The sequence below is a fragment of the Rhodoflexus sp. genome, from assembly GCF_053489755.1.
The window spans coordinates 20,687-31,285 of record NZ_JBRCHD010000052.1 but is presented as its reverse complement, the minus strand read 5'-3'; the positions used below and the strand labels follow the sequence as shown (position 1 = coordinate 31,285).

Annotated in this window: 15 protein-coding genes; 6 read left to right on the top strand and 9 right to left on the bottom strand. The window is 45.3% G+C overall.

The window, feature by feature from the left end:
- The first annotated feature begins 2 nt into the window (after window positions 1-2).
- Window positions 3-137: a T9SS type A sorting domain-containing protein gene (locus ACWIP2_RS11740; RefSeq protein WP_448519130.1), complete on the top strand. Its 135-nt coding sequence runs from the start codon at window positions 3-5 to the stop codon at window positions 135-137.
- A 411-nt stretch (window positions 138-548) separates the two neighbouring features.
- Here ACWIP2_RS11740 and ACWIP2_RS11735 read toward each other — a convergent pair whose 3' ends face one another.
- The 7 genes from ACWIP2_RS11735 to ACWIP2_RS11705 all read right to left on the bottom strand — a co-directional run bounded on the left by ACWIP2_RS11735 (window position 549) and on the right by ACWIP2_RS11705 (window position 5,210).
- Complete coding sequence (locus tag ACWIP2_RS11735) at window positions 549-794, bottom strand: IS1 family transposase (protein ID WP_448520125.1); 246 nt, start codon at window positions 792-794, stop codon at window positions 549-551.
- The gene (locus ACWIP2_RS11730; RefSeq protein ID WP_448520124.1) at window positions 775-1,137 is read right to left on the bottom strand and encodes an IS1/IS1595 family N-terminal zinc-binding domain-containing protein; all 363 of its coding nucleotides are present in this window, start codon (window positions 1,135-1,137) and stop codon (window positions 775-777) included. The genes ACWIP2_RS11735 and ACWIP2_RS11730 overlap by 20 nt, the downstream gene beginning before the upstream one ends.
- 164 nt (window positions 1,138-1,301) lie before the next feature.
- On the bottom strand, window positions 1,302-2,609 hold the full coding sequence (locus tag ACWIP2_RS11725) for a hemolysin family protein (protein WP_448520123.1): 1,308 nt from the start codon (window positions 2,607-2,609) through the stop codon (window positions 1,302-1,304).
- Entirely contained in the window at window positions 2,609-2,854 is a 246-nt protein-coding gene (locus tag ACWIP2_RS11720; RefSeq protein WP_448520122.1) for a hypothetical protein, read from the bottom strand. Before ACWIP2_RS11720 ends, ACWIP2_RS11725 begins: the two co-directional genes overlap by 1 nt.
- Window positions 2,855-2,862: 8 nt before the next feature.
- The gene (gene lptC, locus ACWIP2_RS11715; protein WP_448520121.1) at window positions 2,863-3,411 is read right to left on the bottom strand and encodes an LPS export ABC transporter periplasmic protein LptC; all 549 of its coding nucleotides are present in this window, start codon (window positions 3,409-3,411) and stop codon (window positions 2,863-2,865) included.
- Window positions 3,412-3,479: 68 nt separating this feature from the next.
- On the bottom strand, window positions 3,480-4,160 hold the full coding sequence (gene recO / locus ACWIP2_RS11710; protein ID WP_448520120.1) for a DNA repair protein RecO: 681 nt from the start codon (window positions 4,158-4,160) through the stop codon (window positions 3,480-3,482).
- A gap of 18 nt (window positions 4,161-4,178) precedes the next feature.
- The gene (locus ACWIP2_RS11705) at window positions 4,179-5,210 is read right to left on the bottom strand and encodes a zinc dependent phospholipase C family protein (protein ID WP_448520119.1); all 1,032 of its coding nucleotides are present in this window, start codon (window positions 5,208-5,210) and stop codon (window positions 4,179-4,181) included.
- Window positions 5,211-5,332: 122 nt separating this feature from the next.
- Here ACWIP2_RS11705 and rplC point away from each other — a divergent pair, with 122 nt between their 5' ends.
- The 5 genes from rplC (at window position 5,333) to ACWIP2_RS11680 (ending at window position 9,614) form a co-directional block, all read left to right on the top strand.
- Window positions 5,333-5,953: a 50S ribosomal protein L3 gene (gene rplC, locus ACWIP2_RS11700; RefSeq protein ID WP_448520118.1), complete on the top strand. Its 621-nt coding sequence runs from the start codon at window positions 5,333-5,335 to the stop codon at window positions 5,951-5,953.
- A gap of 18 nt (window positions 5,954-5,971) precedes the next feature.
- Window positions 5,972-6,601 carry a 50S ribosomal protein L4 gene (gene rplD, locus ACWIP2_RS11695; protein WP_448520117.1) on the top strand — a complete coding sequence of 210 codons (630 nt, stop codon included), beginning with the start codon at window positions 5,972-5,974 and terminating at the stop codon, window positions 6,599-6,601.
- A gap of 34 nt (window positions 6,602-6,635) precedes the next feature.
- On the top strand, window positions 6,636-6,923 hold the full coding sequence (gene rplW / locus ACWIP2_RS11690) for a 50S ribosomal protein L23 (RefSeq protein WP_448520116.1): 288 nt from the start codon (window positions 6,636-6,638) through the stop codon (window positions 6,921-6,923).
- 135 nt (window positions 6,924-7,058) lie between these two features.
- Window positions 7,059-8,423 carry an alanine/glycine:cation symporter family protein gene (locus tag ACWIP2_RS11685; RefSeq protein ID WP_448520115.1) on the top strand — a complete coding sequence of 455 codons (1,365 nt, stop codon included), beginning with the start codon at window positions 7,059-7,061 and terminating at the stop codon, window positions 8,421-8,423.
- A 3-nt stretch (window positions 8,424-8,426) separates the two neighbouring features.
- Window positions 8,427-9,614: a lycopene cyclase family protein gene (locus tag ACWIP2_RS11680; protein ID WP_448520114.1), complete on the top strand. Its 1,188-nt coding sequence runs from the start codon at window positions 8,427-8,429 to the stop codon at window positions 9,612-9,614.
- Here the strand turns inward: ACWIP2_RS11680 and ACWIP2_RS11675 are convergent.
- Both ACWIP2_RS11675 and ACWIP2_RS11670 read right to left on the bottom strand, forming a co-directional pair.
- Window positions 9,595-9,972, bottom strand: coding sequence for a DUF1987 domain-containing protein (locus ACWIP2_RS11675; RefSeq protein ID WP_448520113.1), 378 nt, complete (start codon window positions 9,970-9,972; stop codon window positions 9,595-9,597). The two genes, ACWIP2_RS11680 and ACWIP2_RS11675, sit on opposite strands and share 20 nt — an antisense overlap.
- Window positions 9,973-10,536 carry a SiaB family protein kinase gene (locus tag ACWIP2_RS11670; protein WP_448520112.1) on the bottom strand — a complete coding sequence of 188 codons (564 nt, stop codon included), beginning with the start codon at window positions 10,534-10,536 and terminating at the stop codon, window positions 9,973-9,975.
- Window positions 10,537-10,599 lie beyond the last annotated feature (63 nt).

Here is a 10,599-nt window from a genome sequence, read left to right as displayed (position 1 = left end):
TCATCAGCCGCCAGACCATCAGCGGTCGTCAGTTCAATGAGCTAATAGATCTGCAACAGATGAGTACGGGCGTTTACCTGCTGCAAATCCGTCAGACAGACGGCAAAGTATGGACGGAGAAGTTGGTGAAAGAGTAAAGCTATACGCTGTCGGCGGTTGCAAGACCTCGACAGCGTATAATTTGGCTGCTAAGATCTTACAAATGTCGCTATTTGTAAAAAAGACCTGATAGCTCCTTGCGAAGCCATCAGGTCTTTTTTGTTAGACCTTTTGGTTGCTGATTATCAGTTATTTCCTGACTTTCGCGCTTTTTTGCGTACAATTTTGCAACTACAATAAAATCAATGAGTTTACATGTTTTGTAATGGTTTTTGGATGTTAATTTGGCATTTCAACACCCTTTTATGTTCATTAGGAAATTAAAAGCCACGGTAATGGCTAAATTCTGACTGATTTTGACAAATTATATTTTACAATAAATATCATAGTGGTTATTTCGTGAAAGAAGTCGGATTTAGAGAATGACAAATTTTTTCTTGTATATCTACTCAACCATTGTCGTAGCGCATTATGCCATCTTTCCCAACACATTCGTGTTGCAAACTGTCAATTATCTTAGCATATGGTTTCCAAAAATCGCTGTAAGTAATCCCTTTTTTGAGCCTTTCCGGTACTCTTTTCCATAACTCCATACAACTCGTTTCACTCCTGTCTCCTATGAAAAAAGCAACTATTTTGCGTGTTGTACGGCTTATGGCTGTCCATAACCATCGTTTATTCTTTTTTTTGAACAAAACTATATACTTCGTCGAGTTCTAAAGTATCGTTATCCGGAACGTCTTCTATAGAAGAATCTATGGTTTTGAATGATTCTTCTTCTGAGTGCTTAACTAACCAACGAGAAAGTGTTTGGCGACTTACTTTGAATATTCGTGAAATTCCGCGCATACTCGGTCTTTCAAAATAAGCATCTATTATTTCTTTTTTACGTTCATCGCTATACTTGGGTGTCAATTCAAGCGTTCCATAACGCCCACAATCCAAACAATGATATTTTTGTTTACCGATTTTAGTTTTTTTATTCTTACGAATGTTAATACTTTTACAATGATTACAAGAATGATGAGTGATTAGCATAACCAAAATTGAAAAAACAAGTATAACAAATCAGTTCATAAAATATCACTACCCTTACTTTTTTCCTCTCTTAATTCGTAAGCAACTAATTATCAAGTTATTCGCAAATAACTCGCGTTATATCAACTGGTTTGGCGACCGCCTGAAATAAGATACTGCTGTTTTTAGAACACCGGACGTACCGAAGGCACATGTTCGGTGTTTTTAATATCTACGCGCACCTGATTGATGCGAGTTTCCTGCGTGGAAAGGATCGTAAACACAAAGTAACTCGTCTCGATGACATCACCTTGCTTGGGGATATTTTCGGTGATAGAAATTAGGTAGCCGCCCAGCGTGTCGTAGTCGCCGACCGGCAGCCCCCAGTGCAGATGGTCGTTAATGTAGTCAATTTCTAATCGGGCACTAAGAATGTAGGTTGATTCATCAATTTTCTTGATGTCATCTTTCACCACGTCGAACTCGTCGTGGATCTCGCCGAAGATCTCTTCCACGATGTCCTCGATGCTTACTACACCTGCCGTACCACCAAATTCATCTACCACTACTGCAATACTTTTATGTTCGGCAATAAAATCCACGAGCAATTCATTGGCAGGCATTGTTTCAGGCACAAGCAGCGCATTGGAAAGGATTTCGTCAATACTTTGCGGCTTTTTGAAAAGTGCCATGGCATGGCAATAACCGATGATGTTGTCAATTGTTTCATCGTAGATAAAAACCTTGGAATGCCCACTGTCAATGAAAGCCTTTTTGAGCGCCTCTAATCCATCTTCTTTGTCTATGGCAACCATTTCAGCACGAGGACGCATACACTCGCGCACTTTGATGGTTTTGAACGAAAGCGCATTAGATAAAATCTTAGTATCTACGCTTGTATCTCTGTTTTTGCTTTTGTTCAGGTTGTCTATGTAGTGGTTCAGGTCGGTTAGTCCGAACGCGGGGTGGTCTTCGGAGTATTCCAATCGCAAAATGCGGGTAATGACCCATTTGCTAAGTGTAACCACTACACAAACAAAAGGATAGAGCAGCAGGTAGCAAACGTGGATAGGCAGTGCAAAAACCTGTAGCAACTTATCCGGGTTGAGCAGTGAAATGCTTTTGGGCATAAACTCTGCCACAGCCAGTACGAGCAGTGTAGATAAAAGCGATTGTACAGTGATAAAAGCAATTTCTGCCCCTGTGCCTCTCATTTGCAGCACCTCGCCAATGAAATACATTACCTGCGGATCTAAGAGTTGCGCCATATAGATACCGTAAATAACGAGCGTAACGGTATTTCCGATCAGCATGGCGGTGATAAAGAGCGAAGGACGATTGTAGTAGCGGGCGATAATACTTGCCCACAGTACTCCTTTATTTTTTTGCAGAGTAACGTGCAGTTTGTTGGCAGAAATAAATGCCAGTTCTACGCCTGAAAAAAAGGCTGATAAAGCGAGGGATAATATGACGATACTGACCGCCGAGTCCATTAGCTGCGTTGTCTAGGTTTGACTGGCTTCTTCTTACTTTTGCCTGAAGGATTTGCCGTCGCTTTTGTTTCTTCCTTTTCCTGCTGAGCCTCGCGGTTGCTGCGCAGTTTGAAATAGAACAGCAAGGCCGCAACTAACATAAAAATCCAGTAGCTTGCCATCGCACCGTGTAGGAATGATTGATGTACGCCAATGAGGAACAAGGCCACTGCTACCGAAAGGATGATGATCTGGTCTAATTTCATGCCTGCTATTATTTGGAGTTGATGGAAAACGTTCCTAACGGTCGTAAAATACGATAGCGACTGAAACTTTCGTCCGAGATAAGTCCCGTACCCTCTAACATTTCATCGGGAGTAACAATTTTAATAGGTTTATCGGTTCTGATTTCGCGCTTGGGCTGGTCCCAGTCTAACTGCGTTGTGTACAACTGCTGACGTAATTGGACGTTTTCTACAACAATGTTACCGAAAGCCCGATAGAGCTGAAGGTTTTTGTCAAAAGTCCCTGAATCGCCTTGTAGGGTACTGATCTTCGCACCGTATGCATCGTAGCGGCTGATCTTGATGCCGCGCGGATATTTTACATCGCCATTTTGAAAAATCAACTGCTCGGCAGCTTCTATCTTGAGTTGAATGACAGCATTTTCGCTGTAGAGTGTTTCTACACCCTGAAACTCTACCAGAGGGCCTGCATATTGTACTCTTTCTTTTTTCTTGCGCAGTTCCCGATTGTCGCAGGCGACTGACAGCAACGCCGCTACAGATAGTAAGACATATGCCTGCCAACTTTTGTATTTCACGTATGAGTGTTGTATTGAGTTGTTGATACAAAATTACGCATAAAATTGCGAGTAACTGTTGCAAACGGCTACAAATTGCGGAGAACTGCGAGCGAGTTCACCGTTCCGAAGTTCTCGTAGTGAAGGGCAAAGAATGCAATGAGCGCATCTAACAGTAGTGGTCTTTGGGCAGCTACAACAGGATCGGGAGTGCCATAGGGAAGTTGGAGTAGGCGGCTGTATGCTGCGCTGCTTTCTGCTGAATCGAAGGGGATGCGGGCATTTTGCAGTTGTTGGGCGAGTTCGTCGGGCGAATCTGCGCCAAAACCCAGCAGCGCCGCTAGCCGAACTAAGAAAATCAGGTGGAAAAGGTCTTCGCCGGCATCAAGGTTATCAAATGCAACTAAGCTATCAAACAGGAATCCAAAAAGTGCTTCGTCGTCTTTCTCCTCTTTGAGTGTTTTGCTGAGTATCTCAGCTAAAAAAAGTCCTACGGTAGTTTTAGTTATCGAAAACGGCAGGTGTCGGTAGGCATATGCCAGCCGCGCCTCGGCAATGCGTTGCAGCCCTGCTGCTGCCTTTTCATAGACGGTCATGTCTAAGAGTGTCAAGGGCTGATAGAGCGCTATTTTGCCGCTGCTTTTGGCGCTGCGCACTCCGTTGACGATGTAGGAGCGGAGTCCCATCGTTTCGGTGTAAATTTTGACAATCAGTGAAGTATCGCGATAGCGCAAAAAGTTGATAACGATACCTTTCGTTTTAACCAGCATAGGAAGCAGTGTGGCGGTTTATTTAGTAGCTGCCCAAATGACTTCTTCGTAGCAGCAGCCGCGCGGATTGAACTTGCGCCAGCCGAAAGTCATGCCTTCGTGTGGACGTACGGGCAGCGGGTCGCCTTCGGGCGCTTCGGCTTCGGAAGGCTCTAAGTAGCTCTGTCTGCCGAGTTCGTTCAGGTCGGGCTGTCCGGCATCTACCCAACAGGTAAACCAGAAGTCAGCAATCATTTTAATGGAAGCCCTCATGCGGCGTTCTACTTGTCCGGCAAGCATCTCATGGTAGGCAGCCGAAAATTCCTTAGAATAAACGCGAACGTTCAATCCATTGCGCGTTTCATAGCTGTATTTGCGGTCGTCGCCAAAGCGCAGGGTCAGTTCGCGCTCAAAGTTGAGCACACTGTCCAATGCAAAATGTGCTTCACCAACAGCCTGCCAAGCACGCATCAGCGGCTTAGGCTCGTAGGTAGCGCGTCCGATAAAGAAATCGTAGCTATCTGCAAAAAGTTCCGGCAGTCGCGATTCCCAGAAGCCGTGAATGCCGTTTTGCCCTGTTTTTTGTCCGTTGTAGTTTTCTGTGGTGTGCAGGGGAACGTTAGCATCGCCAATGTAATGCCCCAGATCGGCAGAAAGGCGCAGAATTTCGGGTGCGTCGCGTCTTTTGAAGGCTTCGGTGAGTTGATACTTCATTCGGTTAATTTGCCAAGGTACAATGCCGTAGGCGCGGAGCGTATCTTCGGTGTACATTGCAACGGCATCTTCCCATCGGCGGGGCATTTTGTAGAACGCGCTGTCGCCGTACACATCTAGATCAATATAATGCCGTTCGGCTTCGCCCACAACCGCATAGCGGCGCTTATCGGGGTTTACCGCCTTTTCGGTGATAAACCGGATGTGTTTTTTGTAAAAACCTATCATTTCGGGTGGCAGCAGGAATACCGCATAGCGATTGATGCGTTGGTGAGCATAAAAGCCCCACGATTGAGCGGTTTGCGGCAGCAGGCTGCACAATAAAAAAGCGCTTACGAGCAGTGTAAATTTTTTCATCTTGCCTGAATTTCTTTTCTTCACTACAAAAATACTTCAAAGAAGGGTTGCACGGTGTAAAAGAATGCCTAACTTTGCGCTCCCAATTTTGGGCGTAAGCTGTTCAAAACTATTTAACAACAATGTCTGGTATCATAGGAAAAAAGATCGGAATGACTAGCGTTGTAGGTGCCGATGGACAAATGGTCGCATGCACAGTCATACAGGCTGGTCCTTGCGTGGTAACGCAAGTGAAAACGAAGGAAACAGACGGCTACGATGCAGTTCAGTTGGGTTTTGGTGAGAAGAAAGAAAAAAACACCACCAAACCACTGTTGGGGCATTTCAAAAAAGCCAACACCACTCCTAAGCGCAAACTGGTGGAATTTCGCACGTTTGACACTCAGGTAAATCTGGGCGATACACTGGCTGTTGCTGATGTATTTGGCGAAGGCGATTTCGTGGACGTAGTAGGGACTTCTAAGGGTAAAGGTTTTCAAGGCGTAGTGAAGCGCCACAGGTTTAGCGGTGTAGGTGAAACCACGCACGGTCAGCACAACCGTCAGCGCCATCCCGGTTCTATTGGTGCTTGCTCTTTCCCTGCACGTGTATTCAAAGGTTTGCGCATGGCAGGTCGCACCGGCGGTCGTCGCGTAAAAGTGCAGAACCTGAAAGTTCTGAAAATTATGCCTGAGGCTAATTTGCTGGTCGTTTCCGGTTCTGTTCCGGGAGCAAAAAATTCGTTTGTAGTGATTGAGAAATAATAAAACGAACCTGTGAACATGGAACTGTCCGTAAAAAATATACAAGGAGGCGACACCGGCAGAAAAGTAACATTAGCCGAATCCGTATTTGGTATTGAGCCAAATAACCATGCCATTTACTTAGACGTAAAGCAGTACTTAGCTAACCGTCGTCAAGGAACACATAAGTCGAAAGAGCGCAACGAAGTAGCAGGCTCAACCAAGAAAATTGTCAAGCAAAAAGGTTCAGGCGGCGCACGCCACGGCAGTCGCAAAGCTCCTATCTTCGTGGGTGGCGGTCGTATTTTCGGTCCACGCGTACGCGATTATAGTTTCAAGTTGAATAAGAAACTCAAGCAACTGGCTCGTCGTTCAGCACTGACTTACAAAGCTCGGGGCAACGCAATCCACGTGCTGGAAAACCCTTCTTTTGCAGCTCCTAAAACTAAGGAGTATATCAAAATGATGAGCGCGCTTTCGCTGGCCGACAAGAAAACGCTAGTAGTTCTTCCTGAGCCAAACGCTAACTTCTATCTGTCTTCCAGAAACTTGCAGAACACCAAAGTAGTACAGGCAAGCAGCCTGAATACCTACGATGTGATGAACTGCGACCAACTCGTTTTGTGCGAGGGTGCCGTAGCAATGATCAACGAATCACTCGGCAAATAAGTTGTTTGTTTTATCAACGCTAAAACGAAAAAAAATGGACGTTTTGATTAAACCCTTAATCACCGAGAAAATTTCGCTGCAAAACGAAAAAGGTGTATTTGGTTTTCAGGTAGCATTGAAAGCCAATAAAATTGAGATCAAAAAGGCAGTAGAAGAGATGTACGGCGTAAATGTAGCAGACGTGCGTACAATTATTGTCGCAGGCAAAAATAAATCACGCTTTACCAAGCGCGGTTTTGTTTCAGGCCGCACGCCTAAGTACAAAAAAGCCATTGTGCAACTTGCTGAAGGGGAAATGATAGATTTCTTCAGTGAAGAATAACAATTGTAATTTTCTTGAGTGCAAGCAGGCTGCCCGCAAAGGCAGCCTGTTTTTTTATAGCCCAATCTTGCATTATTTGCTAAGTAAGCAGCCATAAAGTAGCTACATTTGTCCTAAATACCCCCTTAAAAATACATGTTAAAACAATTTGAAGCACTCTGTGTTGCATTTAGCGATCTGGCGTGGGGCTATCATCTGGTGGCGCTGCTCGTTGGCGGAGGTGTCTTCTTTGCCGTTTACTCGGGTTTCAAACCCTACCTCTATCTGGGACATGCAATCAATGTGCTGCGCGGCAAATACGACGACAAGAATTCGCCCGGCGATATTAGCCACTTTGCTGCACTTTCCAGTGCCATTGCTGCAACTGTGGGTATGGGTAATATCAGTGGGGTGGCTGTTGCTATTGCTACGGGCGGCCCGGGAGCGCTTTTCTGGATGTGGGTAAGTGCATTTTTTGGTATGGCAATCAAATTTTTTGATTGTACGCTGGCGATTATGTATCGCAGCAAGGACAGCGAAGGCAACTTGCAAGGCGGACCGATGTATATTATTACCGAAGGACTGGGGCAGAGCTGGAAACCACTGGCTGTGTTCTTTGCCTCGGCAGGTATGATCGGTATGTTTCCTGTCTTTCAGGCAAATCAACTCACGCAGATCATCCGCGAGGTGCTGCTGCTGCCCAACGGCTGGGCTTCGGCAGACCCATTTACCACCAATCTAATTACGGGTATTGTAATTACAACCCTAGTTTCCTTTGTCATCTTCGGAGGCTTACAGCGCATTGCCGATGCAGCTTCCAAGCTCGTCCCGACGATGGTTGTGCTGTACGTCGCCTCGGTATTGTTCGTTATTCTCAGTCATATCGAAAAAGTACCTGCCTCTTTTGCTCTGATTTTCAGGGATGCCTTTTCGGGCGAGGCAGTTATGGGCGGTGCGCTGGGCGCACTCATCCTCACAGGGGTAAAGCGGGCGGCATTTTCCAACGAAGCGGGTATCGGTACAGCGCCACTGGCACATGGCGCTGCCAAGACCACAGAGCCGGTGCGCGAGGGACTGGTTGCCATGTTCGGGCCTGCAATTGATACGCTGCTCATCTGCACGATGACAGCACTGGCTATCATCGTAACCGGTGTTTGGCAAAACCCTAACAGCAACGGAGTTGCGATGACACTTGAGGCCTTTCAGGCGGCTATGCCGAGTATTGGGCAGTACGTGCTTATCGCCTGCGCTGCCATCTTTGCGCTGACAACACTATTTACCTACTCTTATTTTGGCAGCAAGTGCTTTGCCTATCTGTTTGGAGCAAAGCGACAACACTGGTACAACTATATTTACGTGGGCAGTGTTATAATGGGAGCAGTGGCTTCACTGACGGCAATCATAGGGCTGATTGATGGCGCATATGCATTAATGGCGCTGCCTAATATGTTTGCTGCGCTACTGTTAGCACCCAAAGTAAAGGCAGCAATGAATGACTACTTCCAAAGGGTGAGTAAGTAAAAAATGACTAATCACTACGATTATATTATTGCAGGAGGTGGACTGGCGGGCTTGAGCCTCGCCTATGCTATCGCCCAATCCCGTGATTTACAGGATAAAAGGGTACTTATTATAGACCGCGAAGCAAAGAAGAGCAACGATCGCACATGGAGTTTTTGGACTTGTGAGCCTACCTTGTTCGATCATATTGCAATCCGCGTCTGGAAAAAAATTGATTTCATTTCCAATACACTTAACAGGCGCTTCGAACTGACTAAATATCGCTATGCAACTATTCGCGGCATAGATTTTTACAACGAAGTAGGCAAAAGATTACAACAATCGGCTAATATTTCCTTTATATTTGGCCAAATTACAGAGGTCGGTCAGGAAGGCGAATGCGCCTATGTGCAAGTGAACGGACAGCGCTATACTGCCGATTACCTGTTCGATTCCCTTTTCAGGGCAGACTTATTTGATCCCTACCACACTGATTATCACTATATTCAGCAGCATTTTAAGGGCTATGTCGTCCGAACGCCGCAACCTTTTTTCGATGACAGCGCTATTACTATGTTTGACTTCCGCACCGAGCAAAAAGACGGTGTGTATTTCTTTTACATATTACCCTATGCTCAAGATCGGGCATTGGTAGAATATACAGGCTTTTCGCGCGATATACTGCCCGAAGCGGAGTATGACCGCGAATTGCAAAACTATATCCAAAACCAATTGCAACTATCCGACTATGAGATAGAAGAAACAGAGTTTGCCGTTATCCCGATGACTGATTTTCGCTTTGAAAACCGCAAGGGACGCATAATGCGCATAGGCGTACAGGGGGGGATGTCTAAACCTTCCACGGGGTATGCTTTCATACGCATCCAGCGGCAGGTGCAGCAGATTGTTGAAAGTCTGCAACAGACAGGCAGTCCGTTATACCGCGACAAGAGCCGCCCGCGCTTCAGGATTTACGATGCCATGCTACTCAATATCATACACCGCGAGGGCTGGAAAATAGCCGAAATTTTTTCGGAAATGTTCAGAAACAATCCAATTGAGCGTAATCTGCGCTTCTTAGACGAGCAGACGCACTTGGGTGAGGATTTACTAATTATGGCTTCTGTTCCGCCGCTGCCTTTTTTGCAGTCTATCCGCAATTTGTTTTTCAGCAGCCGACCGATCAAAAAGGTTAAAAAGTATAAAAGTTAAAAGGTAGTTCTACGTCTTCAGCGAACTCTTGTCCGCTTTCGAGCATATCAAAGTCATTGTTCTGATAGTACCAGTTGATCGTTACCTTGCCTTTTTTGCTGCGCTGATAATCCTCTAACATGTCGAATATTTCCAGAAAGCGGCGCGAACTGCTCGTATTGAAGTAAATCATTTTGAAATTAAAGACGATTTCCCTGCCTGGGGTTGCCAGATAGTCGCGTAGCCACTTAATGATGGGCTGAAAGAATTCAATGGTATATTCGTGATAAGATTCACCGGCAATCTCAAGTACGCCCGAATGCGCATCAAAATTTACGCTAGGGATGTAATTTGAACCGGTAATCGAAAAATTCTCCATCTATTGAGCCGAATTTTCTTGATGAATAAAGACTGTCAGAATGAAAAAGCTGAATGCTTCATCTACGTGTATGAAGTTGTATTGTAACGGATTTTTTGCCTTGCGGACTATGCCCACCAAACCTTTACTATCTTGGTCTTCAGGCGTGCGGAGTTGCTGACGGAAATAGCCACGCAGTTGGTCTTCGTCTAAGCGGTTGATATAGTCTAATTTCTGTTTGAGTTTTGGCACATCGTCATTGCCGACCATGTTGCCCGAACTGACAGTAAAGCCGTTTTTATCGGGATTAGTAGCGATTACTACGATGCCCTTGCCTACCATCTTTTTATCAGATTCCGAGTAGTCTTTTTCTGCGGAGTACAAATTGATATTTTGTACCAACTCTACCATCACGCTGAATATGCGCCTGCGTAATACATCGCTATCTGCATGCTGTTTCACATTCCTGCCCATCATCATAAGTACATCAGTCGTCATCATACCCTGAAAAGCCAGCAGAATATGATGTTCTTCTACCAACTTGTAGAAGTCATAGGGAGTGTCGTTATGTGTTGTAGTGCTCATCGAAGCAAATATAATTGTTTCAGGCAAAATCAAAAATTTTAAAGGCAGGGCATAAAAAAAAGC